A 25467-nucleotide genomic window follows, 5' to 3' on the forward strand; every position below is an offset into this window, starting at 1 on the left:
TGTTAAAAGTGAAAAAAAAGCGCAAAAATGAGGAAAACCGTAAGTTTTTCTTGAAAGTTGCTTGTAGTTTTGCGCTGTAGAAGATCAGAAAGTTATGCTATTTTGCCTTTTTTAATAGTATAAGGATCTTCTTAAAACTGTTTTTGGAGAAACATTTTTTTAAATGAAAATTTGACGATTTACTTTACGTGAATTCATTGTGTAAATTTGCAAGACATACAATAAAGTCAAAATTTTTATAGGGTTTTTAGATTTGGTTACACGTTAGCCAGATTTAAAAACCCTTTTTAATTTTAAATTTTGAGAACGTATATATACATATTCAGATTCGTTTCCCGCGGTTGAGACTCTGCGCTATGTCTAAAAAGAATAATTACAAAAGAATCAAGATTACAATCCATGAGCTTTAAGCCATTCTTCACAATCTCTGGTCCAGAATTTACTGGTACCTTCTACGCCAAGACCAAAACCGTGACCTCCTTTTTCATATAAATGTAATTCCGATGTAACTCCGTTTTTTTTAAGTGCTAAATAATAATTGACACTATTTTCAGATAATACAACAGTGTCATCTGTCGCATGAATGATAAAAGCGGGTGGAGTTTGAGCGGTTACCTTTTTTTCATTCGAAAAGAAATCGATTAAATCCTGCGACGGATTATTGCCTAATAAATTCGTTTGCGATCCTTTGTGTGTTATATCATTTTGCATCGAAATAACAGGGTAAATTAGAAGTGAAAAATCAGGACGAGCGCTTATTTTTGATGAAGTCTCATATACTCTTTCATCATAATGAGTAGATAGCGTCGATGCTAAATGTCCGCCTGCAGAAAATCCCATAATACCAATTTTATTCGGATCAATATTCCATTTGGCAGCGTTTAAACGTACAATACGCATAGCTTCCTGTGCGTCCTGTAACGGACCTACAGTTTTGTTTGTCATGATTAAATCGCTTGGTAATCTGTATTTTAAAACAAAAGCTACAATTCCTTGTTTATTTAGCCATTCTGCAACCTTAGTTCCTTCTTTATCAAAGGCTAAATGAGAATATCCACCGCCAGGAAGAATAATTACGGCCGTTTGATTTTGCTTAACTTCTTTTGTGAAAAAAATACTTAAAGTAGGTATTGAAACCTGACTTGTACTTTCCATTTTTCCATCTTTTAAGCTTTCTTTTTCCTGATAATCAGGAGCCTTAATTTCTTGTGGAATCGTTTTCCAGAGCGGAATTACTTGGTTTTGAGCTTGTAATTGATTTGCGATTCCGAAGAATAAAATCATACTTAAAAAAGATTTTACGGTTATGAGTTGTTTTGAATTTTTCAATTTTTGATGCATTTAGTTTTTAATTAATTTATAAGGAAGATATTCAAATTTATATTTTTTTATTGAATCCTCAACCTGGATCAATAAACATGTGTCTTTTTTTATGGATAAAAATACGTTTGTAAATGAGTTTAAAAAGATTGATTTCAGGACAATTGGTACCTGTAAAACGGACAAATTTCGCATATCCTTATTTAACATATATATTGTTTAATGTGTAATTTTGAGTTCTTTTTTTTACGTGTAATGTTAATTTATAGCACTAAAATAATTTTTTGTATAATTTATTTGTATTATTAAGATTTAAAAGTATATTTGTGCAATCGATTACATTATTTGTTTTTTATTGCACTAAGGGATTGATTTTGAAGTTACGACTTAAAAATATATCGATTGACCAAAAACACCACAAATTATAAATTAGAATAAAACCATAACCATGAATCAAACAAATGAAATTTCTATTAGCCAAACGAGTAAATCAACTGGAAGATATCGTTGGAGTATATGTGGACTTTTGTTTTTTGCTACTACCATTAACTATTTAGACAGGCAGGTTCTTTCTTTGACATGGAATGATTTTATAGCTCCTGAATTTCATTGGACAAATAACGATTATGGAAATATAACGGCTTTGTTCTCGATTTTTTACGCAGTATCCTTACTTTTTGCCGGAAGATTTGTGGATTGGTTAGATACGAAAAAAGGATTTTTATGGGCCATTGGAATATGGTCTGTTGGTGCTTGTTTGCATGCCTTTTGTGGAATTGCAACATCTGGAATTATTACTGGAAACTGGTTTGTAGGGTTTGAAGGTGCAAAAGAGGTTATTCGGACTGTTAACGATACCGGAATGGTGATTAATGTCAGTGTGAGTTTGTTCATTTTTGCCCGTTTTGTTTTGGCGGTAGGTGAGGCTGGGAATTTTCCTGCGGCGATCAAAACTACTGCTGAATATTTTCCTAAAAAAGACAGGGCTTTCTCTACTAGTATCTTTAATGCAGGTGCAACAGTTGGTGCATTGGCAGCTCCAATTTCTATTCCGTTTATTGCCAAATCTTTTGGATGGGAAATGGCATTTATAATCATTGGTGCCTTAGGTTTTGTATGGATGGGATTTTGGATGTTTATGTATGATAAACCAGAAAGACACCCAAAAGTAAGTCCGGAAGAATTGGCTTATATTCAACAGGATGATATTGCAGACAGTAAAATAGTAGGATATATTCCTGATACAAGTACAAAAGTTTCTTTTGTAGATTGTTTTAAATACAAACAAACATGGGCTTTTGCTTTTGGAAAATTCATGACTGATGGTGTGTGGTGGTTCTTTTTATTCTGGACACCGGCTTATTTAAGTTCTGTTTACGGAATGGATTCTACAGAAGCGGCTTTGCCATTGTTTGTTTTATACATAATTACTTTACTTTCTATTATCGGGGGCTGGTTGCCAACTTACTTTGTAGAAAAGAAAGGAATGAACCCATATGAAGGAAGAATGAGAGCGATGTTGATTTTTGCATTTTTTCCATTATTAGCATTAGTAGCACAACCTTTAGGATATATTAGTTACTGGGTACCAGTAATTATCATTGGTATAGCAGGAGCGGCACATCAATCGTGGTCGGCTAATATTTTTACAACGGTTGGAGATATGTTTCCTAAAAAAGCCATTGCAACCATTACAGGAATTGGAGGTTTAGCAGGAGGTTTAGGGTCAACTTTAATTAATAAAGGATCAGGAGTTTTATTTGATTTTACACAAAGAAACTGGAGTTTAATAAATGGGCAATCTTTATTGGAAAAATACCCTCAATTTTTGAATGCGGAAACGGAAAAAATATTTTTAAAAGAAAGAGGTGTTGCTCATTTAGGAGACTTTTTAAAATCATTATCAGAATCGGGAGATACTGTTGTTAATGGTATTAATTCAGGATATATGATTATTTTCTCAATCTGCGCAGTTTGTTATTTAATTGGGTGGGTTGTGATGAAAACTTTGGTTCCTAAATACAGACCAATTACGGATTTATAATAAAGTCCAATCCAAGCTAACTAACCAACCAAACCAAGTCAAATTATGAATCAGGCTAATGCAGCAATCGGAAAGTACCGGTGGACAATATGCGGTTTAGTATTTTTTGCCACAACAGTAAATTATCTGGATCGAAATGTAATAAGTTACCTTCGGCCTTTTATGGCAGAGGCTTTTAATTGGACACCAGAGCAGGAAGTTATTGATTATTCTAATATTGAATTGGCTTTCAAAATTGCCTATGCACTAGGAATGCTGGTTGCTGGAGGTATTATTGATAAATTGGGAACTAAAATTGGTTATGCTATTGCAACCGGTTTGTGGAGTCTGGCCGCAATTGGTCATGCATTGGCAACAGGAACACCGGGTTTTTTAATAGCTCGTGTATTTTTAGGAATTACAGAAGCAGGAAATTTTCCTGCTGCTATAAAAGCTACGGCCGAATGGTTTCCACAAAAAGAAAGAGCGTTAGCAACTGGTATCTTTAATTCAGGAAGTAATATTGGAGCTATTATAGTACCATTATCTGTACCTTTTATTGCGGAAAATTATGGCTGGCAATGGGCTTTCATCTTAACAGGAATTGTTGGTTTTGTCTGGCTTGCCTTATGGTTTGTTTTATATGAAGTGCCAGAGAAACAAAAACGTTTATCGCAGGCTGAATTAGAGTATATCAATTCAGATAAAATAGTAACAACTGAAGTTGAAGATACTGAAAAAGTTTCGTGGTTTAAGTTGCTTACTTTCCGTCAGACATGGGCTTTTGCCATCGGAAAATTACTTACGGATCCCGTTTGGTGGTTTTATTTATTCTGGTTGCCTGATTTCTTAATGAAACAATACAAACTTTCGGCTACAGAAATTATCTGGCCTTGTGCTTTGGTATATGTCATTGGAAGTGTTGGAAGTATAGGCGGAGGATGGTTGCCATTAAAATTGATTGAGAAAAACTGGCCGGCTTATAAAGCCCGTAAAACTAGTATGTTGATTTATGCTTTTGCGGTTTTACCGGTATTATTTTCTCAATACTTAGGATCAATAAACATGTGGTGGGCCATTTTGGTAATTGGTTTTGCAGTTTCGGCGCATCAGGCCTGGAGTGCCAATATTTTCACAACGGTTTCTGATATGTTTCCAAAAAAGACAACTGCCTCAGTAACAGGAATTGGAGGGATGTTCGGAGCGCTTGGAGGAATTTTACTAACTTTAGTGGTTCAAAAAAACATGTTTGTTTATTATACTAAAATAGGCAAAATTGAAACAGGGTACTTTATCATGTTTTGCATCTGTGGAGGCTCCTATTTATTGGCTTGGCTTATTATGCATATTTTAGTTCCCCGAATGAAAAAAGTAGAAGTGTAAAATCAAAACAAGTAAATTTTCATTTGGATTATGATATTTAAAGATAAAAATATAATTTTGTGCAATCGATTACATTAAATTAAAAATTATGACAAAATACAGTTCGAGATACGCGTCAAGCCCTGAAGCAGTAAAACAATATGACACACAACAGCTAAGAAATGAATTCTTAATCGATGACTTAATGCAGGAGAATGAAATCGTATTGACATATTCTCATTATGATCGATACATTGCAGGTTCTGCTGTTCCGGTAAAAAATCTTACTCTCGAAACTATTGATCCTCTTAAAGCGGGTTATTTCTTAGAAAGAAGAGAGATGGGAATTATCAATGTTGGTGGAAGTGGTTCTGTTGTTGTTGAAGGAACATCTTATGAGTTGGGTTTTAAAGATGCTTTGTATATCGGAAGCGGAAATAAAGAAGTAATTTTTAAAAGTGATGACAGCAAAAATCCGGCTAAATTTTACATAAACTCTGCACCAGCTCATACACATTATCCGACAGTAAAAGTAAGTTTAGAGCAAGCTAATAAATTACAGTTAGGTACAATGGAAACCGCAAATCACCGTACGGTAAATCAAATGATTATTGGTAGTGTGGTTACAACTTGCCAATTACAAATGGGAATGACAGAATTGCGACCAGGAAGTGTTTGGAATACAATGCCGGCACACGTACACGATCGTAGAATGGAAGTTTATTTCTACTTAGATATACCAGAAAATCAAGCTGTTTGTCATTTTATGGGACAACCACAGGAAACAAGACATATCTGGATGAACAATCATCAGGCAGTAATTTCTCCGCCATGGTCTATACACTCTGGTTCAGGAACTAGTAATTATACTTTTATCTGGGGAATGGCCGGTGAAAATTTAGATTATGGAGATATGGATGTTTGCAAAATAACAGATTTAAGATAAGAATCATGACAAACTTATTTGATATAAAAGGAAAAGTTGCTTTGATCACAGGAAGTACACACGGACTGGGAATGGCAATGGCAAAAGGATTAGGTGAAGCAGGAGCTACAATTGTGGTGAACGGAAACTCTTCTCAGGAAAAAATTGATGCTGCAGTAAAGGAACTTAAAAGTGAAGGAATAAATGCAGTAGGTTATAAATTTAATGTAACCGATGAGCAGGAAGTTAAAACTGCTGTTGCAAAAATAGAAAGTGAAGTAGGACCAATTGCTATCCTGATTAATAATGCGGGAATCATCAAAAGAATTCCATTGATCGATATGGAAGTTGCCGATTTTAAAGAAGTGATTGATATTGATTTGGTTTCTCCATTTATCGTTTCTAAGCATGTTGCCAAAGGAATGATCGAAAGAAGACAAGGAAAAATAATCAACATTTGCTCAATGATGAGCGAATTGGGACGTAAGACAGTTGGTGCTTATGCTGCTGCTAAAGGCGGGTTGAAAATGCTGACTAAAAACATGGCAACAGAATGGGCAAAATATAATGTTCAAATCAACGGAATTGGACCTGGTTATTTTGCTACTGAACAAACAAAACCAATCAGAGTTGATGGGCATCCATTTAATGATTTTATCATTAGTAGAACTCCGGCTGCAAAATGGGGAGATCCAAGCGATTTAGCAGGAGCTGCTATCTTTTTGTCTTCTAAGGCAAGTGATTTTGTCAATGGTCATATTTTATATGTTGATGGCGGAATTTTGGCAACTATCGGTAAACCATCAAATGAAGAATAATTCTCAATTATAAAAGAAATGAGTTCAAATAAGACATTCATAAACGACAATTTTTTACTTGAAAATAAATACGCTGAAGAGTTATATCACAATTACTCAAAAAATCAGCCAATTATAGATTACCACAATCACCTAAATCCACAGTTTATTGCTGAAGATAAAATTTTTGACAATATCACGCAGGTTTGGATTAACGGTGATCACTACAAATGGCGCGCAATGCGTACATTGGGAATCAACGAACAATTTGTAACCGGAAATGGTTCAGATAAAGATAAGTTCTTAAACTGGGGAAAAACGGTTCCGTATACAATGCGTAATCCTTTATATCACTGGACGCACTTAGAATTGGCACGTTATTTTGATATCTATGATTTATTGAATGAGAAATCAGCTGAGAAAATATATATCGAAACTTCTGAGAAAATAAAATCAGAAGCGTACAGCACGCAAAACTTGCTTAAAAAAGTAAATGCTGAATTAGTTTGTACTACAGAAGATCCAATTGATACTTTAGAGTTTCACCAGAAACTGACTAAAAATCCAATTGGTACAAAAATGAGTACGGCTTTCAGACCAGATAAAGCAATCTTAATTTCTAATGATGGCTATAACGCATATCTGGATACATTGGGGGATGTGTCGGGAATTGCAATTAATACTTACGCTGATTTGCGTGATGCTTTGAGAAAAAGAATTGAATTCTTTAATCAAAACGGATGCAAGTTAAGTGATCACGGTTTGGATCAAATTTATTTTGAAGAGTTTACAGAAGCTGAAGTGGCTTCTATCTTCAAAAAGAAAAGAGAGAACAGAATCATAACTCCTGAAGAGGCATTGAAATTCCAAAGTGCAATCTTATTGTTCCTTTCAGAAACATACCATGAATTTGGTTGGGTGCAGCAATTTCACTTAGGAGCATTAAGAAACAACAATGCCCGTATGCATAGAATTTTAGGTCCTGATACAGGTTGGGATTCTATTGGTGATTATCCGCAGGCACAAAAACTATCCTCTTTCTTAAATGCATTAGATAGCAAAGATAAATTGACAAAAACAATTATTTATAACCTGAATCCGGCTGATAATGAAGTTATGGCTACGATGATAGGAAATTTTAATGACGGAAGCGTTAGAGGAAAAGTACAATTTGGTTCAGGATGGTGGTTTTTAGATCAGAAAGACGGAATGACAAAACAATTAAATGCCCTTTCAAATATGGGATTAATTAGCTGTTTTGTGGGAATGCTGACAGATTCAAGAAGCTTCTTGTCTTTTCCAAGACATGAATATTTCAGACGTATTCTTTGTAATCTTTTAGGAGATGAAATTCAAAGAGGAGAACTTCCTGCTGATATGGAATGGATTGGAAAATTGGTTTCTGATATTTCGTATAACAATGCAAAGGAATATTTCAAGTTTTAATTGAGAAGATAGAATATAGAGAATAGAATATAGAGAATAGAATAAAGAAGCAAGAGGAAAGAGTTTATACTATACGGTGTTATAGGTTTGATTAATTTCAAAACTTTATTTTCTTAATGGCTGTAATGGTAAAAAGAAGACCTTTTACTGGTAAAACAATAAAACAATATGAGTAAAATAGTTGCATTCGGTGAAATTATGTTACGTCTTTCTACAGAGCGACACCTTCGTTTTGCACAATCTACAGCATTTGGAGCTACTTATGGAGGTGGTGAGTTTAATGTTTGTGTGTCTTTGGCAAATTATGGCTTAAATGCAGAGTTTGTAACAAGATTGCCTGAAAACGAAATTGGGGGATCTGCGTTGAAAGAGATAAGAAAAATGAACGTAGAATCTAAAAACATCATTTTTGGAGGAGAACGTTTAGGAATCTATTTTCTTGAAACAGGAGCCGGAACCAGAGGAAGTAATGTAGTATACGATCGCGCGCACAGCTCAATGGCAACTATTGAAAGAGGACTTATTGACTGGGAAAAAGTATTAGAAGGTGCTACGTGGTTTCACTGGAGTGGAATTACACCTGCGATTTCTCAAAGTGCTGCCGAGGCTTGTTTAGAAGCTATTAAAGTGGCGCACAAAAAGGGAATTACGATTTCCTGCGACTTAAATTACAGATCGAAATTATGGCAATATGGTAAAACGCCAAGCGAGGTAATGCCGGAAATGCTGCAATATAGCAACGTTATTTTAGGTGATATTGATACTGCTTATTTTATGTTGGGAATTCCAAAAGTGAATCCAAATTATCAGGATGAAAAATCGCTTCCTGTTTTGTACACGAAGCTGTTTGATTTGATTCCGAATTTAAAAACAGTTGCAACAACTTTACGTTATTCTGTAAGTGCTTCGCATCAAAGAATTGGAGGGGTTTTGTTTAACGGAAAAGCAATTTATCATGCAGCCGTTAAAGAAGTAACGCCCGTGGTTGACAGAGTTGGAAGTGGAGATGCCTTTATGGGAGGATTAATTTACGGATTATCACAATACGAAAATGATAATCAAAAAGTACTAGATTTTGCAGTGGCAGCTTGTTGTTTAAAACATACCATTGCAGGAGATTATAATTTGGTGACCTTAAAAGAAGTTGAAAATATGCTTGGTGGTGATTCAGCAGGATTAGTATCAAGATAAAAAATAAAAAAATGGCAAAATATTCAAGAATTGAAGTAGCACAGCAAATGAAAGATAATGGAATGGTTCCGTTGTTTTTTCATTCAGATATCGAAGTGAGCAAGAAAGTTTTAAAAGCCTGTTATGATGGAGGTTCTCGATTAATGGAGTTTACCAGCAGAGGGGATTTTGCTAATGAAGTTTTTGGAGCTTTGAACAAATATGCATTGGCTGAATTGCCGGGGATGATGTTAGGTGTTGGTTCGATTACGGACGCCGCTTCGGCTTCTTTATATATGAGTTTAGGTGCTAATTTTATTGTGACACCGGTTTTTAGGGAAGATATTGCAATTGCCTGTAATCGTCGTAAAGTATTATGGTCGCCAGGTTGCGGAACACTTACCGAGATTGCAAGAGCTGAAGAATTAGGCTGCGAAATAGTCAAATTATTTCCTGCTGATATTTACGGACCAGAGTTCATAAAAGCAATAAAAGGACCATGTCCGTGGACGAATATTATGCCAACTGGAGGTGTTTATCCAACAGTAGAAAGTTTGTCTTCATGGTTGAATGCAGGCGCAACTTGTGTGGGTCTTGGTTCACAATTAATTTCGAAAGATATATTAGATAAAAATGATTTTGAAGGCTTGAAAAATAAAGTAAGTCAGGTTTTGGATATCATCAAAAATATTAGAAAATAAATAAGGAGTAATCATACCGATTCCTTATTTAGATTGCAGTTTTTTTTAGATTTTAACGTTTTGTAATTGAGCATTACGCTTGCTAAATACAACTTGTCACTCCTCACAGCAAATTGTATTTTACTCTTACAAGTGTAATGTTTCTTTTACAATTAAAAAGCACTTCTTATAAAGCAATAAGGTATTTATCGTGGTTATTTATAACACTTTAATGAATTAAAATGAAACAGTTAAACAGAAAAAATACAGGATTAGAAAAATTACAGCCAATTAAAGTAGTTCAGTTTGGAGAAGGGAATTTCTTGAGAGCTTTTGTTGATTACGCTTTTCACAAACTAAATAAAGATGTTGATTTTAATGCCGGTATTGCAATGGTTCAACCTTTGAAAGACGGAATGGTACACCTGATTAATGATCAGGATGGTCTTTATACTTTGTTCATGAACGGTATTAAAAAAGGTGAAAAAATACAAGATATTGAGTTAATTACGAACATTGTAAAAGCTATAAATCCATATACTGAATTTGCAGATTATTTAGCTTTAGCCAAAGAAGAAGAACTTCAGTTTATTGTTTCAAATACTACTGAAGCTGGAATTGAATTCATTGAAAGTGATACTTCGGATATGCAACCGCCAGTTTCATTTCCTGCAAAGCTGACTGTTTTATTATATGAAAGATTCAAACATTTCAATGGAGATGCTTCTAAAGCAGTAACAATCATTCCTTGTGAATTGATTGATTACAACTCAGAGACGCTGAAAAAATATATTTTACAATATGTTGATTTATGGAAATTAGAGGATGCATTTAAAACTTGGGTATCAGATGCATGTACGTATCACAGTACTTTGGTTGATCGAATTGTTCCTGGATATCCAAGAGCTGAAATTGAAGAATACAACAACAAATTAGATTATCAGGATAATTTAATTGTTGCTGCTGAACCTTTCTTCCTTTGGGCTATTGAAGGTGGTGATGATTTAAAAGCAAAATTACCTTTTGATAAAACAGATTTGAATGTAAAAATCGTTGACGATATACGCCCTTTTAAAATGATTAAAGTTCGCATTCTAAATGGTGCACACACAGCAATGGTTCCTTTTTCACTTTTGTACGGTAACAAATTAGTAATGGAAACTGTTAACGGAGATTTTACGGGAAAATTCGTAAACAGCGTTATTAGTGAAATTAGTGAAACGCTTGATATGGACAAAAATGAAATTACGGCCTATTCTGAGGAAGTAATGGACCGATTTAAAAATCCGTTTATCAAACATGCACTTGCTGATATTGCATTAAATTCTATCTCAAAATTCAAAGTGAGAGTTTTACCTAGTTTATTAGGATATTATAATACGAACAAAAAATTGCCTGTTAATTTGACTTTTTCATTAGCGAGTTTAATTCAATTCTACAAAGGAACCTGGAATAACGAAACTTTACCTGTAAAAGATTCTCCAGAGATAGTTGAAGCATTTAAAGATGCGTGGCAACTAGGATCTGTAGATTTAGTTGTAGCTAAAGTATTAGCTAATACTGATTTCTGGGGTGAAGATTTAACTAAAGTAGAAGGTTTATCAGAAGCTTTAGTATTGGCCTTAAATGAAATTGAAGAAAACGGAATAGAACAAGGATTTGCGAATTTCAGCAAACAATATTAATTGGAATACTTTCTAATATTCTAATTTCTAAGTTTTTGGGACACATCGTAGCAACTTAGCATCTTAGAAACTTAAAAAAAAAACGATCATGCAAAAAAAATTAATAAAAGTAAACTCAGCAGATAACGTAATTGTTGCTTTAACCGATTTGGTACAAAACGAACAAATTATATTTGAAGGAACTACCGTCTCACCAACAACTGATGTTAAAGCAAAACATAAAATCGCAGAGAAAGATTTTACAATTGGTAATGATATTATAATGTATGGCGTTTTGGTAGGAAAAGCTGCTAAACCTATAAAAAAAGGAGAAGTAATTACTACCGAAAATGTAAAACATCAAAGTGAAAAAGTTTTTGGTAAAAACGGAAATTTAGGTTGGACTCCACCAAATGTAGATCGTTGGAAAGATAAAACTTTTAACGGATACCACCGTACTGATGGACAAGTTGGGACCAAAAACGTTTGGTTATTTTTTCCATTGGTTTTTTGTGAAAACAAAAATATCGAAAAACTTAAAGATATTTTCGAAAACGAATTAATGCCCAAAAAAGAAGTTTCTTATAAAAATTTGTTACGCTCTTTAATTGAAGAAAAAAGCATAGAAGAAGTTTCTGATAAAAATTTAAATGAAAATCTTTTAGATAATATCGAAGTAAAATTCATCAATCATCAAGGTGGTTGTGGTGGGATTCGACAAGATTCTGAATTGTTGGCAAAACTGCTTGCAGGATATGTGAATAACCCAAATGTTGCAGGTGCTACTGTTTTAAGTTTGGGTTGCCAAAATTTGCAAGTAGATATTTTAAAGAAGGCATTGAATGAAATGAGTCCGAATAGTGATAAAGAAATTTTGATCTATGAACAACAACAAATTGGAACTACTGATCAAATGTTTCAAATGGTGATTAAAGATTCTTATGAAGCCATTAAAAGAGCAAACAAAATTGAACGCAAACCTGCTCCTCTTTCAAAGCTAAGTATTGGTTTAGAATGTGGAGGGTCCGACGGATTTTCAGGAATTTCTGCTAATCCAGCATTAGGAATTGTTTCAGATATTTTTGCAGCTTTGGGAGGGAAAACAATTTTGGCAGAGTTTCCAGAATTATGTGGTGTTGAGCAAGAATTGATGAACCGATGTGTGGACGAAGAAAAAGCAGATAAGTTTTTAACTTTAATGAAAGCTTTTGAAAAATCAGTTGTAGATGCAGGTTCAGGGTTTGATATGAACCCATCTCCAGGAAACATCAAAGACGGATTAATTACAGATGCCATGAAATCTGCTGGCGCAGCTAAAAAAGGAGGAACTTCACCTATTGTAGATGTTTTAGACTACGGCGAATATATTTCAAAACCAGGTTTAAATCTTCTAAATACGCCAGGAAATGACGCCGAATGTACCACAGGATTGGTTGGAGCGGGAGCAACAGTTGTTTTATTTACAACAGGTTTAGGAAATCCGATGGGAAATCCGATTGCACCCGTTGTGAAAATTTCTTCGAACACGGCATTAATTAATAGAATGTCTGATATTATCGATGTAAATGCTGGAACTGTGATTACTGGTGAAAAAACAATTACCGAAGTTGGAGCAGAAATCGTAGATTACATTATAGAATTGGCTAGCGGAAACGTGGAAACAAAAGCAGACCAGTTGAAACAAGATGTATTTATTCCTTGGAAAAGAGGAGTTTCTTTATAGGTTTTTTTACCGTTCAAGTGATATAAGGTCATATTATTCAATATTAAAAGGCAGCTCATTTAAGGGCTGCGTTTTCGTATATTTCAAAGTGAAGTTTAATTTGCTTATATGAACTTATTATAGTGAACTATTTATATGCGGCATTATAAATTGTGCGCAAAGTAAGATGAACTTATATAACTTATATGGTGGAAAAAAAAATTACGATGTTGTTCTGGACGAAGACTTACGAATGTGTAATTCCGGAGCAAGTACTACCTTTTTTTCAATTTTAATAGTATCTGTTTTGTCTACTTGTTCAAGAAAAACGCGTGCTGACATTTTTCCCATTTCAAGTGGAGACTGGTCTACAGATGTAATCGATAATTCCATGAATTTGGTAAAAGGCTCATTACTAAATCCTGCTACACAAAATTCATTAGGAATACTGATATTTCTTTCTTTCAATTCCTGAATAGCCCCAAGAGCGGCAAAATCACTCGAAGAGAATATCGCATCTGGCGGAGTTTCCAGTTCTAGTAACGTGTCAACTGCATTTTTTCCGGCTTCTACACTACTTTTTACAGGAACAACATATTCTTCTTTAAATATCATCCCGTTATCTAACAATGCTTGTTTGTAACCCAAAAACCTGTTTTTGAAAATTTCAAGAGATTGATCTCCTGATAAATGAGCAATACATCTGCAGCCTTCACTTATTAAGTGTTTTGTAGCAATATAACCACCTTTAAAGTCATTGATAGTTACAGAGCTTACACCGTCAATATGTTTGCTACGGTCAAAAAAGATAAGTGGAACATTTTTCTCTAAAACATTACGAAAAGCGGCGTCATTCTCAGTGCTTACAGCCGTTACAGACATTAGGATTCCGTCAACCTGAGCATCTATTAAGGTGTATAGATTTTCACTTTCTCTTTTCAGATCTTCATGAGTTTGACATATAATAACCTGATATCCATGAGGATGTAGTTCTTCTTCTATGCCCCGGATTACCGAAGCGAAAAAGTTACTGTCAATACGAGGAACAATAACACCTATATTATTACTTCGGCCACTTTTTAATGCTAAAGCAAGTTTGTTTTGCTTATAGTTCATCGATGCAGCGGTTTTAATTACCAAGTCACGTGTGCTTTCTTTTATTTTAGGATTATTGTTCAATGCCCTCGAAACAGTAGCAGCAGTGATATTTAATTTTTTGGCAATATCATAAATGGTTATTTTCTCGCTCATTCAAAAATATTTTTTGATTTATTTTAGACAAAAGTACATTTTTTTTATATAATCTAGCGCATTATGTTATCGATTACCATAATATAAGAGCTATATCGTTTTCAATTTCACAATGATAATAAATTATGTCTTTTTTTACACAAAGTGTAAATAAAATTAGTAATAAAAATTAAATATATAAATTTTTTCCAAATTAATTTGGTGCATTCAATGTATTTTTCTACTTTCGTGTAATCGATTACATAATTGTTGCTTTTTATTCGGAAAATGATAATAAATATAACTAAATGATTACAGCTAAGCCTTTACTATTGAAAACAAGCGTGCTTTTTAGCACTGTTATTGTATTGGTTTTATCTTGTGGAAAGCAGATTTCTGCTGTTTCTGAGACTGATCCGTGGAAAAAAAAGGATTTGATCATAAAAAGTATGCCTAAAACACACTTTTTGGATAAAGATTATAATGTAACTGACTTTGGTGCTGTATCTGACGGAAAAACAATTAATACTGCCGCTTTTGGAAAGGCTATTAAAGCATGTTCAGAAAATGGAGGTGGAAAAGTAATTGTTCCAAACGGAAAATTTCTTACCGGCGCTATTCATTTAGAAAGCAATGTGAATTTACATTTAGAAGATAAAGCAGAGATTCTTTTTAGTATAAACCCAAAAGATTATCCTATAGTTCATACTTCATGGGAAGGAACTGAATTGATGAATTATTCTCCTCTTATATTTGCTAAAAATAAAACTAATGTTGCTATAACCGGAAAAGGAACTCTTAATGGACAGGCTAACAATACAAACTGGTGGGTTTGGTCAGGAGGTAAAAATTATGGCTGGCAAAAAGGTATTCCTTCACAAAATGATCCAAACAACAGAGAGGTTTTAGTTGATATGGCAGAAAAAGGTGTGCCGGTTTCAGAAAGGGTTTTTGGAGATGGACGTTATTTACGACCAAGCTTTGTTGAGTTCTTTGAATGTAATACGGTTTTAATTAAGGATATAACCATAATAAATGCTCCGTTTTGGATTCTCCATCCTTTAAAATCAAACAATATTATTATTGATGGTGTAACCGTAAATAGTCACGGACCAAATAATGACGGCTGCGATCCTGAATATTCTCAGAACATAATAATTAAAAACTGCACTTTTAATACAGGTGATGATTGTATCGCTATTAAATCTGGTAGAGATGCAGACGGTAGAAGAGTGGCAATACCGAGTAAAAATATTATCGTACAAAATTGTAAAATGATTGATGGACACGGCGGTGTTGTTATTGGCAGCGAAATTTCTGCAGGAGTAAACAACGTTTTTGTTGAAGACTGTGTAATGGATAGTCCGAATCTGGACAGAGCAATTCGAATTAAAACAAATTCAAAAAGAGGTGGAGTTATTGAGGATGTTTTTGTCCGAAATATTGAAGTAGGCACAGTAAAGGAATGTGTTTTAAAATTAAACATGTTTTATAATGTATACGGATCGCAAACCGGAAATTTTATACCGGTTATCAGAAATATTAATCTTGAAAATATAAATGTAAAAAACGGAGGAAAGTATAGCGTTTGGGCTGAAGGTTATGAAGTATCTCCAGTGGAAAATATCACACTTAAAAATGTGGTAATTCACAAAGTAGATTCCATTTATAAATTGAAGAATGTGAAAAATATCAATTTTATTAACACTTATATCAATCACAAAAAAGTAGAACCAATTAAAAATTAAAAGAAAAAACTATCACTTAACCACAATTAACCAAACTATGAAAATTAGAACATTATCAAAGAAAAAAATAAAATACAATCTTGTGTTTTTGTTTTTCCTGAATTTGCTTTGTAGTAATGCAATAAATGCTCAGTCGAGTGTTGTAGAGGGAAAAATTACTGATGCCGCCGGATTATCGTTGCCGGGTGTGAACATTCTCGAGAAGGGAACAAAAAATGGAACTTCAACAGATTTTGAGGGAAGTTTCAAATTAAATGTAACAAGTACTAAAGCTATTTTAGTTATTTCCTATTTAGGTTTCCAGACACAAGAGGTTAGTGTTGCAGGAAAATCTAAAGTAAATGTTAGTCTTGCTGAACAATCTAATTCTCTAACTGAGGTTGTTGTAGTGGGATATGGTACTGCTAAAAAATCTGATGTTACAGGAGCAATTAACACTATCAAACCTGAGACAATTACAGAGAGAAATGTTTCTAGTCCTCTTGAGGCTATTCAGGGTAGTACGCCAGGGGTACAAATTTCATCTAATTCAGGACGTTCAGGAGATGGTTATAAAATGGTTATCCGTGGTAATAACTCATTAGGCGGATCAAGTCCGTTATATGTTGTAGATGGGGTACCGACGGACAATATTGACTTTTTAAATCCTCAGGATATCGCTCGTATGGATATATTAAAAGATGCTTCATCAGCTGCTATTTACGGATCAAGAGGGTCTAATGGAGTTGTTATTGTAACTACTAAAAGTGGAACAACTGCTAAATCAGGTTTCAATATATCTTTTGAGTCTTCTTACGGAAGTAAAGTCCCTACACGTTTACCTAAAATGATGAATGCTGAAGAGTGGTGGAAATTTCACCGTACTGCATATATGACGGCTAATCCCGCAACCCAAACAGAAGATCAACTTTTGGCAGCTTCATCTGTTAGAAGTCCTTTGATGGTTGAAAGAGCAAATAACGGATACAACTTTGATTGGTACGATGCTGTTTTACAAACAGGAATGACATCAAATAATTATCTAAATTTATCAGGTAGAGCTGAAAATGGATTATCTTATAACCTTGCTCTTGGTTTTCAACAAGATCAGGGATTGATAGATAAGGACTCAAATGACAAATATAGTTTCAAGTTGGGTGTGAACCATAAAATCAATAACAAGTTCTCAACTGGAGCAAATCTTACAGTTGCAAGGGTAGAAACAGAATTAGGTAGTGATTTGGCCATGCAGGAGGCTTTTCGTTTAAGTCCATTATTATCTCCATGGGCTGTAGATGAAGATGGTAAAGATATAGTAGGACAACTATTTTTCTTACCAGGAAAATTAACGTTACCCAACAGTACCGCTTTCGTAATTGATAAAACGAGTACAGTAAATCCATTGGTGGAAATTGCAAATTCTGTTCAAAATAGAAATAAATGGCAAACCATTGGAAATGTTTACTTTCAATACCAACCTATTGATTGGTTATCTTTCAAGACTACTTTTGCAGCAGGTTTTGAAAACGAAGAAATTGGTAAATCATTCGGTGCAGAATCAAATGCAGGTGTTGGATTAAATGGGAAAAGATCAGCATCATTAAACCAAAGTGAAAATTTTAATTATACATGGGATAATCAAGTAGATATTAAAAAAACATTTAATGAAGTACACGAATTTAGTGCATTATTACTGCAAAGTTTATTTTCTAATGTTGATAAAACAGCATTTGCATCGGCAAATGGTATGCCTTTCGATACAGGATATTATGATTTAGGAGCAGGTGTACAAACAAGTTATAATATGGACTCTTATTACGAAAAAAGAACATTAAGTTCTTATGCAGTACGTTTAAATTATGCTTATAAAAACAAATACTTGTTAACAGCTACAAATCGTTGGGATGGTGCTTCAGTGCTTGCGGAAGGTGTAAAATGGCAAAGCTTTCCATCGGTAGCATTGGGTTGGAAAATTAGTAAAGAGGCCTTTTTACAAAACAACAATGTGGTTTCGGACCTTAAATTGAGAGCTAGCTTAGGATATACAGGTAATAACAATGTACAGCCTTATTCTACGCAACAATTATTAGATCAACAAACTTTTTATGCTAATGGTAGTAATTTAGTTACAGGTTGGGAATCTAAGAATTTAGCCAATACAGGTTTAACCTGGGAGAAAACACGCGAGTTAAACTTCGGTCTTGATTTCGGATTTTTCTCTAATCGTATTTCAGGTACTGTTGATGTATACGATCGTTTATCTGATGAGTTAATATACAATAGAGCATTACCTTTTGAATATGGTATACCTAGTGGTACTACAATTTCTAATGTTGGATCAATAAGTAATAAGGGAGTTGAAATACTTTTGACTACAAAAAATATTCAAACACAAAAAGTGAAGTGGGAAACTACATTTACTTTCACTAAAAATGAAAATAAACTGGAGTCTATTAACGGTCAGGACCAAGTAGATGATATAGGTAATAATTTATTTATTGGTAAACCATTGAACTCAAATTACAATTATATATATGATGGTGTTTGGCAAGAAAGTCAGGCTGCAGAAGCTGCAACATATAAAATGTTGCCAGGTCAGGCTAAATTAAAAGATTTAAATAATGATGGCAAATTTGATAATTTAGACCGTACTACAATTGGAAATCCAAATCCAGAATGGCAAGGAAGTGTATATTCAAAACTAACTGTTGGTGATTTCGACTTTAATTTCTCTGTTCTTTGTAGTGAAGGCCAAACAGTATTGAGTACTTTTCATCAAAACTTTGCAAACGTAAGTGACCGTGGTCGTCAAAAAATGGCTATGGACTATTTTATCCCAACAAACGGTGGGGGTATTGAATCAAATGCATCAAATGCATATCCTCGTCCAGGACCTGTAGCAACTGGAGCAGGAGCTTTTTGGGGAAGTAATTTTGCCTATTATCAAGATGTTTCTTATGTGAAAATCAAAAATATTTCTGTAGGTTATACATTTTCTTCAGATTTAAGTAAAAAGTTGAATATTACTAGTTTGCGAATTTATGCTAACGTATTAGATCCATTTGTATTCACGGATTATGAAGGATATGATCCAGAGTGGGCAGCATCTTCATTAGGAGTTAACCGTCCTGCTTCTATAACAACACAATTGGGATTAAGTCTTAAATTTTAATTAAAGAAAAAATGAAAAAAACAATAATATTATTAGGACTTATCGTTACTATTTTTAGTTCTTGTAACGATTTTATTGAAGAAGATATACGTTCAAATGCCTCTGCAGATGAGACCTACAAAACAGCTGCCGGATTTCAGTTTTTAGTAAACAGTACATACGCAAGATTAAAAACGGTTTATGGTGGAGAACCTTGGTTATTTTGTGCAGGTACAGATATGTATGCAGAAGGAAGAACCCCTGAGCCAGCTGGTTTAAGTCAATATACTCAATTGATTCCAACATCAAATAATGTAGATTATTTATATAAGGAATGTTATAAAGCTATTCAATCTGTAAATAAAACTGTTTATTACTCTACAATTACAGAACAAACTTCCAAGATACCTGTATTAGTAGGTGAAGCTAAATTTATTAGAGCAATGTCTTATTTTTTACTAGTACAAACTTATGGAGGGGTGCCTATTGTTGATAAAAATTTTACAGCAGATAATGAATCTTTTACTAGAAATACAGCAGAGGAAGTTTACACTTTTATAATTAAGGATTTAGATGAATCTTTAGCAGCAGTTGGAACTGATCCATATGCTGCTTCAGGTAAAGTGAATAAAAGAGCTGTTCAGGATTTGTTAGCTAAAGTTTATTTAACACGAGGTTATGAATCCTTTGGTACTGCTGCAGATTTTACTAAAGCAGCAACATATGCTGATGCAGCTATTGCGGGCCAAACACTAACAGTTGCATGGAGCCAGCTATTTTTACCAGCTAACGATTTAAATGCTGAAGTTGTTTTTTCAGTACAATTTGATAAAAATTCAACTAGTACTTCTCCAGCAACTTTAGGAAATAATCAGTTTTACTATTTCAGTTCATATTTAGGTGGTAGCGAAACAAAAGGTGGTGCTCCATTAAGAAGTTATAACTTATGTCCAACCGGATATGCATTAGGGTTATACGAAAAAGGAGATCAGCGTTGGGCTGCAACTTTTATGAATGAAGTATATGAAAATTATTATGATTTCTTTAGAGTAGCTGATAAAACGACTTTAAAGTTAAAGCATTTCTATGAGCCAAAATGGTTTACGGCACAAGATAAAGCTGATTATTTAGCTTCAAAAGAGGGTAAATTAGCAACTGGATTTATTTACCATCCTTGGGGTGAATATTCAGCAGAATATACTTTAACTAAAAATATAGATTACCAAACCATTCCTGTTAAAAAGTTTGATGACCCAGATCCATTAACACCTGCAAGTACTGGACCAGCAAGTACACGTGATTTTATTGTGTCAAGGTTAGGAGAAACCTATTTAATTGCTGCAGAGGCTTATTTAAAAGCAGGCCAGCCGGCAACCGGTTTAGCTCGTTTAAATGAGGTAAGAAGAAGAGCTGGTGTAGCTAATGCAACTGCTGCTCAGTTTAATATTGATTATGTATTAGACGAAAGAGGAAGAGAATTGTTAGGCGAATATAAAAGATGGTTTGATTTGAAACGTACTGGTACTCTTATAGCAAGAGCCTCTCAATACAATTATACTATCAAAGCTGCCAATTTTAATGGTAACGATGGAGAAAATAAAATTTTAAGACCAATTCCTCAATCAGCACTTGATTTAAATCCAAATAAGGATTTTCCTCAGAATCCTGGTTATTAGTAATTTGATATTTTTTTGAGAAATTGCTTTTTGAAGAAGTTAAGAAGGAGTTTGGAAAAGTACCAGACTCCTTACTTAACTAATTTCATTTTAAGATGAAAAAGATATTTTTTATAGTACTGCTGATCTCTGCTGCTACTTTTGCTCAAAGCAATTATAGTGTAGATACTTCCTATACTATAAAAAGTACTTATAATAAATTAATCAAAAAATACCCCTTTATAACCGTCTCGCAAAGTCAGAGTAATATTGCAGTTACTGAAATTAAAGAGGTCATTTATCAAAAGCATAAAGACAGGATGTTGCATTTGGATGCTTTTTTCTTTAATAAGGAACAAAACAATCCCATAGTAATCATGATTCATGGTGGTGGCTGGAGATCAGGGAATAAGGATCAAATGCAGGACATGGCCAGAGAGATTGCTTCAAAAGGTTATTCTTGTTTTGCAATTGAATACAGATTGTCATTAGAAGCAAAATATCCGGAAGGAATTTATGATGTAAAAAATGCCATAAAATTTATAAAAGATAACGCTATAAAATTTAATGTAGATCCAGACAAAATTGCCGTTTTAGGTTGCTCATCAGGAGGACAAATGGCAGCTTTGATTGGTACAACAAATGAAATTTTAGATTTTGAAGATAAATCGTTTAAGAGTAAATCTTCTTCAAAAGTGCAAGCCATTATTGATGTTGATGGAGTTTTAGCATTTAAACATCCGGAATCTTCAGAGGGAGAAATGGCTTCTATTTGGCTAGGAGGCACTTACAATGAAAATCCTGTAAATTGGAAGAACGCATCGGCTTTAAATCATACCAACAAGGATTCGCCTCCAATACTTTTTATAAACAGCAGTTTTCCCAGATTTCATGCAGGGAGAGATGATATGATAGCTATTTTAAATCAATATAAAATTTATAATGAAGTTAAAACAATTGAGAATTCACCTCATTCTTTTTGGTTTTTTGAACCTTGGTTTAGTGAAACAATTGTCTACACCACACAATTTTTAGATAAAATTTTTAAATAATTTGCATACAAGATGAAGACAAAAATCACAATAACAAGCTTACTTTTATTAAGTTCAATACTAGTAAGCGCTCAAAAATATGATATAAAAAAAGCAAAAACATACGCTGAGATATCTTCTAAAACAGATGGAAAATGGGAAGGAAGAAAATATATTGGCGGAACAACTTTTAAAAATGTTGACAGACTAAAATTGGCTCCTGAACATACAGATCATTCTTTTGATATTCGTTATGAAGGACCAGGTTGGGAAAGTAACAGAATTGGATATCGTTTGTATTTAGACTGGAGAAATGCGATTGATATTTTTGGAAAAAAGACATCGGAAATGATTTTGCCAAAAGTAGGACAAGATAATTTTGATTCGTATCATGAAATGAGTGATTGGGGAGCTGATATCTTAAAAGCGGGAAAAGCAATTGGTATTGGTTCTATTGATCGTTATTTAAACAACGAAAAATTACACTTTCGTGAAGTAGATTCAACTATTGCAACAGTAGTAAATAAAACGACAGAATCTGGTGTAAAAGTAAATTATTACGGCTGGAAGACAGCATCGGATAAAATTGACTTTACTTCAGAATTAACTATTAAACCAGATCAACTGTATACACAGCATACGATCAAGGCTTCAAAAGAAATTAAGGGAATTTGCACCGGAATTGCAAAGCAAAAAAATACGGAGTTATTTAAAAAAGAAAGCAAAAATAAAAAGTGGGCTTATATCGCTACTTACGGTGAACAGTCATTAGTTCCTGATAAATTGGGAATGGCTATTTTTTATCAAACGGGAACAATTGAAAATAATGTTGAAACCGATTTAGATTACCTTTTAGTCTTTAAACCAACTACAAAAGCAAATACATTTTATCTTGTAGGTGCTTGGGAACAAGAGGTAAATGGAATAAAATCTAAGGAAGAATTCATTAAATATTTAGATGAGAAATTAGAAATTCTAAATAAAAAAGGAAAAATGTAATTGAGGTGAAAGGATAAAAAGGAATGGAATTATAGATAGGGGGAAGAGAGCTAAGGCAACACTTTTAGTTAAGCACAATAGAATTAAATAAGGACGAGTAAACACATTTACAATGATAGATAATAGAAATATAAATTATGCCGCTTCAATTGTCTTGGGGTTTATGATGTTATTTTTTTGTTGTAAAATAATAGCTCAGGGGTCATTAAAGAATGAAATGGTAATCGATAAAGATTTGAAGTGGTCAGAGAGAATGGCGCTTTCAATAATAAAACGCGACCCAAAAGCCTGGCAGATAGATAATAATGAAAAGCCAAAATGGGATTATAAATTGGGTTTAGCTATGACTTCATTTGAAAAACTTTTTCATAAAACAAACAATCCTGTTTATGGAGATTACATTAAAGAATATGGTGAAACGGTAATAAATCCTTCAGGAGAGATTCTGAATTACAAATTAGAAGATTATAATATAGATAATATCAATGCCGGAAAAATGCTTTTTGATCTTTATAAAAGAACAAAAGACAATCGATATCTAATTGCAATGCAAACTTTAAGAAAGCAGTTAGAAACGCATCCAAGAACAAAATCTGGTGGATTTTGGCATAAAAAAATCTATCCCTATCAAATGTGGCTTGACGGTTTGTACATGGGAACACCATTTTATGCACATTACACTTTAGATTTTGATGATGGAAAAGAATTTAATGATATCGCAAAACAATTTGAAGAGATCCATTTGCATACTATTGATAAAAAAACAGGTTTATTATTTCACGCCTGGGATGAGAGCAAACAAATGCCATGGACCAATAAAGAAACGGGAACTTCACCTAATTTTTGGTCGCGTTCTATTGGCTGGTATATGATGGCTCTTGTTGATGTATTGGATTATATGCCAGAAGATCATCCTAAAAGAAAAGAACTAATTCAATTTCTGAATGAAATTTCAATAGCCGTTGCAAAATATCAAGACCCGACAGGACTATGGTATCAGGTTACGGATGCAGGCTCAAAAGATGGTAATTATCTGGAAGCATCTGGTTCAGAAATGTTTGTTTATGCGTTTGCAAAAGGAGCAAATAAAGGATACTTACCAAAAAAATATAAAGATCTCGCGGCAAAAGGTTTTGAAGGTATTATAAAGAAGTTAATCACTGTCGATCCTGATGGCGAAATACATATTACACAAGTCTGTGCAAGTGCAGGATTAGGCGGTACTCCGTATCGTAATGGCTCTTTTGAGTATTATATTAAAGAAAAAATAAAGGTCGATAATTCTCATGGATTAGGCCCTTTCATTTTAGCAGCATTAGAATTAGAAAAGTAGTAGAATTTAAATATATTTAAAAATGAAGAATTGTAGAAAACAAGGTTATTTTGTATCGGCTTTGCTATTTTGTGTTATGGTTTTTACAAGTTGTAAAGTGATTTCACAAGAACCTGCAAATAAGGGCATCGTTATTTCTAAAGATTTAAAATGGTCTGATAAAATGGCTTTAACCTTGATGAAACGCCATCCTGAAAGTTATATGATAGATGATTCTAAAACTCCAAAATGGGATTACGTACATGCTTTAGTTTTACATTCATTCGAAGAATTATACAAGAAAAATCCAGATCCGAGATATAAGGCTTATATCAGAAGTTATGTAGATAATTTTGTTCAGGCAGATGGAACTATTAAAACCTACGAATTCGAAAAATACAATATTGATTTGGTTGTGCCTGGGCGTTTGCTTTTTGATGTTTATGCCGAATCAAAAGAAGATAAATATTTGAAAGCAATGCAATTAGTTCGTAAGCAATTGGCAGAGCAGCCTAGAACGGTAAGTGGAGGATTTTGGCACAAACAAATCTATCCAAACCAAATGTGGCTTGATGGTTTGTATATGGGTGAACCATTTTATGCACAATACACAGCTACTTTTGAAGGAGGAAAAAGTTTTGACGATGTAGCAAAACAATTTGAGTTAATTCAGTTACACGCGACAGATCCAAAAACTGGATTATTGTATCATGGTTGGGATGAAAGCAAGCAAATGCCATGGGCAAATAAAGAAACCGGGAATTCGCCAAATTTTTGGTCAAGAGCTTTAGGATGGTACATTATGGCTTTGGTTGATGTACTGGATTATATGCCAAAAGATCATCCAAAACAAAAAGAATTGGTAAAGTATTTAAACAATGTTTCTGCTGCTTTAGCAAAATACCAGGATAAATCAGGTTTGTGGTATCAGGTTACGGATAAAGGTGGTGAAAAAGGAAATTATTTAGAAGCATCGGGATCTTCAATGTTTGCATATGCTTTTGCAAAAGGAGCTAATAAAGGCTATTTACCTGCAAAATATAAAAAACTTGCTAATAAAGCTTTTGATGGTTTGACTAAAGTTTTAATCAAAAAGGTAGATGAAGACGGTGGTATCACATTGACAAATTGTTGTCAGGTTGCGGGTTTAGGTGGCAATCCATATAGAGATGGTTCATATGAATACTATGTAAACGAAAGAAGAAAAGATAATGATCCTAAGGCAACAGGTCCTTTTATTTTGGCTGCTTTAGAATTGAATAGATAATTTTTA

Annotated in this window: 18 protein-coding genes; 16 read left to right on the forward strand and 2 right to left on the reverse strand. The window is 33.7% G+C overall.

Annotated features, from left to right (window positions below):
• Window positions 1–390: 390 nt before the first annotated feature.
• Window positions 391–1329: an alpha/beta hydrolase gene (locus IRZ99_RS14255; RefSeq protein ID WP_228519091.1), complete on the reverse strand. Its 939-nt coding sequence runs from the start codon at window positions 1327–1329 to the stop codon at window positions 391–393.
• 439 nt (window positions 1330–1768) lie between these two features.
• Between IRZ99_RS14255 and IRZ99_RS14260 the strand changes: the two genes are divergently transcribed.
• From IRZ99_RS14260 to IRZ99_RS14300, 9 genes are all read left to right on the forward strand, one after another.
• The gene (locus IRZ99_RS14260) at window positions 1769–3364 is read left to right on the forward strand and encodes an MFS transporter (protein ID WP_194657906.1); all 1596 of its coding nucleotides are present in this window, start codon (window positions 1769–1771) and stop codon (window positions 3362–3364) included.
• Window positions 3365–3409: 45 nt separating this feature from the next.
• Entirely contained in the window at window positions 3410–4726 is a 1317-nt protein-coding gene (locus IRZ99_RS14265; protein WP_194657907.1) for an MFS transporter, read from the forward strand.
• Window positions 4727–4814: 88 nt separating this feature from the next.
• A complete protein-coding gene (gene kduI / locus IRZ99_RS14270; protein WP_194657908.1) occupies window positions 4815–5651 on the forward strand; it encodes a 5-dehydro-4-deoxy-D-glucuronate isomerase in 837 nt (278 codons plus the stop codon).
• Between the two features lie 5 nt (window positions 5652–5656).
• Entirely contained in the window at window positions 5657–6448 is a 792-nt protein-coding gene (locus tag IRZ99_RS14275) for a gluconate 5-dehydrogenase (RefSeq protein WP_194657909.1), read from the forward strand.
• An 18-nt stretch (window positions 6449–6466) separates the two neighbouring features.
• A complete protein-coding gene (gene uxaC / locus IRZ99_RS14280) occupies window positions 6467–7873 on the forward strand; it encodes a glucuronate isomerase (RefSeq protein WP_194657910.1) in 1407 nt (468 codons plus the stop codon).
• A gap of 168 nt (window positions 7874–8041) precedes the next feature.
• A complete protein-coding gene (locus IRZ99_RS14285) occupies window positions 8042–9064 on the forward strand; it encodes a sugar kinase (RefSeq protein WP_194657911.1) in 1023 nt (340 codons plus the stop codon).
• Between the two features lie 11 nt (window positions 9065–9075).
• Window positions 9076–9744 (forward strand): bifunctional 4-hydroxy-2-oxoglutarate aldolase/2-dehydro-3-deoxy-phosphogluconate aldolase, encoded by a 669-nt coding sequence (locus IRZ99_RS14290; RefSeq protein WP_194657912.1) that lies wholly within the window; start codon window positions 9076–9078, stop codon window positions 9742–9744.
• A 221-nt stretch (window positions 9745–9965) separates the two neighbouring features.
• The gene (locus IRZ99_RS14295) at window positions 9966–11408 is read left to right on the forward strand and encodes a tagaturonate reductase (protein ID WP_194657913.1); all 1443 of its coding nucleotides are present in this window, start codon (window positions 9966–9968) and stop codon (window positions 11406–11408) included.
• An 88-nt stretch (window positions 11409–11496) separates the two neighbouring features.
• The gene (locus tag IRZ99_RS14300; RefSeq protein WP_072973704.1) at window positions 11497–13110 is read left to right on the forward strand and encodes a UxaA family hydrolase; all 1614 of its coding nucleotides are present in this window, start codon (window positions 11497–11499) and stop codon (window positions 13108–13110) included.
• 201 nt (window positions 13111–13311) lie between these two features.
• On the opposite strand, the gene IRZ99_RS14305 is transcribed toward IRZ99_RS14300, so the two are convergent.
• Window positions 13312–14340 (reverse strand): LacI family DNA-binding transcriptional regulator, encoded by a 1029-nt coding sequence (locus IRZ99_RS14305; protein WP_194657914.1) that lies wholly within the window; start codon window positions 14338–14340, stop codon window positions 13312–13314.
• 287 nt (window positions 14341–14627) lie between these two features.
• On the opposite strand from IRZ99_RS14305, the gene IRZ99_RS14310 reads away from it, so the two are divergent.
• The 7 genes from IRZ99_RS14310 to IRZ99_RS14340 all read left to right on the forward strand — a co-directional run bounded on the left by IRZ99_RS14310 (window position 14628) and on the right by IRZ99_RS14340 (window position 25461).
• Window positions 14628–16067 (forward strand): glycoside hydrolase family 28 protein, encoded by a 1440-nt coding sequence (locus IRZ99_RS14310; RefSeq protein ID WP_194657915.1) that lies wholly within the window; start codon window positions 14628–14630, stop codon window positions 16065–16067.
• Between the two features lie 37 nt (window positions 16068–16104).
• The gene (locus IRZ99_RS14315; protein WP_194657916.1) at window positions 16105–19218 is read left to right on the forward strand and encodes a TonB-dependent receptor; all 3114 of its coding nucleotides are present in this window, start codon (window positions 16105–16107) and stop codon (window positions 19216–19218) included.
• An 11-nt stretch (window positions 19219–19229) separates the two neighbouring features.
• On the forward strand, window positions 19230–20873 hold the full coding sequence (locus tag IRZ99_RS14320) for a RagB/SusD family nutrient uptake outer membrane protein (protein ID WP_194657917.1): 1644 nt from the start codon (window positions 19230–19232) through the stop codon (window positions 20871–20873).
• A 95-nt stretch (window positions 20874–20968) separates the two neighbouring features.
• Window positions 20969–21904, forward strand: coding sequence for an alpha/beta hydrolase (locus IRZ99_RS14325; RefSeq protein ID WP_194657918.1), 936 nt, complete (start codon window positions 20969–20971; stop codon window positions 21902–21904).
• Window positions 21905–21916: 12 nt separating this feature from the next.
• Window positions 21917–22882, forward strand: coding sequence for a DUF4861 family protein (locus tag IRZ99_RS14330; protein WP_194657919.1), 966 nt, complete (start codon window positions 21917–21919; stop codon window positions 22880–22882).
• A gap of 112 nt (window positions 22883–22994) precedes the next feature.
• Window positions 22995–24215 carry a glycoside hydrolase family 105 protein gene (locus IRZ99_RS14335; RefSeq protein ID WP_194657920.1) on the forward strand — a complete coding sequence of 407 codons (1221 nt, stop codon included), beginning with the start codon at window positions 22995–22997 and terminating at the stop codon, window positions 24213–24215.
• A 22-nt stretch (window positions 24216–24237) separates the two neighbouring features.
• Window positions 24238–25461 carry a glycoside hydrolase family 105 protein gene (locus IRZ99_RS14340; protein WP_194657921.1) on the forward strand — a complete coding sequence of 408 codons (1224 nt, stop codon included), beginning with the start codon at window positions 24238–24240 and terminating at the stop codon, window positions 25459–25461.
• Window positions 25462–25467 lie beyond the last annotated feature (6 nt).

The sequence above is a fragment of the Flavobacterium sp. LC2016-12 genome (assembly GCF_015351595.1).
Lineage (GTDB): Bacteria > Bacteroidota > Bacteroidia > Flavobacteriales > Flavobacteriaceae > Flavobacterium.

Coding starts and splice junctions, on each gene's coding strand:
- IRZ99_RS14260 (WP_194657906.1), top strand. CDS start 1,769: ATGAATCAAACAAATGAAATTTCTATTAGCCAAACGAGTAAATCAACT.
- IRZ99_RS14265 (WP_194657907.1), top strand. CDS start 3,410: ATGAATCAGGCTAATGCAGCAATCGGAAAGTACCGGTGGACAATATGC.
- kduI (WP_194657908.1), top strand. CDS start 4,815: ATGACAAAATACAGTTCGAGATACGCGTCAAGCCCTGAAGCAGTAAAA.
- IRZ99_RS14275 (WP_194657909.1), top strand. CDS start 5,657: ATGACAAACTTATTTGATATAAAAGGAAAAGTTGCTTTGATCACAGGA.
- uxaC (WP_194657910.1), top strand. CDS start 6,467: ATGAGTTCAAATAAGACATTCATAAACGACAATTTTTTACTTGAAAAT.
- IRZ99_RS14285 (WP_194657911.1), top strand. CDS start 8,042: ATGAGTAAAATAGTTGCATTCGGTGAAATTATGTTACGTCTTTCTACA.
- IRZ99_RS14290 (WP_194657912.1), top strand. CDS start 9,076: ATGGCAAAATATTCAAGAATTGAAGTAGCACAGCAAATGAAAGATAAT.
- IRZ99_RS14295 (WP_194657913.1), top strand. CDS start 9,966: ATGAAACAGTTAAACAGAAAAAATACAGGATTAGAAAAATTACAGCCA.
- IRZ99_RS14300 (WP_072973704.1), top strand. CDS start 11,497: ATGCAAAAAAAATTAATAAAAGTAAACTCAGCAGATAACGTAATTGTT.
- IRZ99_RS14305 (WP_194657914.1), bottom strand. CDS start 14,340: ATGAGCGAGAAAATAACCATTTATGATATTGCCAAAAAATTAAATATC.
- IRZ99_RS14310 (WP_194657915.1), top strand. CDS start 14,628: ATGATTACAGCTAAGCCTTTACTATTGAAAACAAGCGTGCTTTTTAGC.
- IRZ99_RS14315 (WP_194657916.1), top strand. CDS start 16,105: ATGAAAATTAGAACATTATCAAAGAAAAAAATAAAATACAATCTTGTG.
- IRZ99_RS14320 (WP_194657917.1), top strand. CDS start 19,230: ATGAAAAAAACAATAATATTATTAGGACTTATCGTTACTATTTTTAGT.
- IRZ99_RS14325 (WP_194657918.1), top strand. CDS start 20,969: ATGAAAAAGATATTTTTTATAGTACTGCTGATCTCTGCTGCTACTTTT.
- IRZ99_RS14330 (WP_194657919.1), top strand. CDS start 21,917: ATGAAGACAAAAATCACAATAACAAGCTTACTTTTATTAAGTTCAATA.
- IRZ99_RS14335 (WP_194657920.1), top strand. CDS start 22,995: ATGATAGATAATAGAAATATAAATTATGCCGCTTCAATTGTCTTGGGG.
- IRZ99_RS14340 (WP_194657921.1), top strand. CDS start 24,238: ATGAAGAATTGTAGAAAACAAGGTTATTTTGTATCGGCTTTGCTATTT.